This window comes from Pseudomonas sp. SDT291_1_S447 (genome assembly GCF_054070155.1).
In genome coordinates, this window is the sequence record NZ_JBSVXS010000438.1 from 1 (window position 1) to 221 (window position 221).

Sequence of the window (221 nt, forward strand, 5' to 3'; positions counted from 1 at the left end):
CATCCAGATCGACACCGCCAAGGTCAACCTGGCCTACACCCGCATCGTCGCGCCCATCGACGGCGATGTGGTGGGCATCGTCACCCAGGAAGGCCAGACCGTAATCGCCAACCAACTGGCGCCGGTACTACTCAAGCTGGCGGACCTGGACACCATGACCGTCAAGGCCCAGGTCTCCGAGGCGGATGTGATTCACATCAGCCCCGGCCAGCAGGTCTACT

At 62.9% G+C, this 221-nt stretch carries 1 protein-coding gene; it reads left to right on the forward strand.

What is annotated here, in order from left to right; translation table 11 throughout:
- On the forward strand, positions 1-221 hold a 221-nt coding region (locus tag ACW9IR_RS30270; RefSeq protein ID WP_457466292.1), incomplete at both ends, for an HlyD family efflux transporter periplasmic adaptor subunit.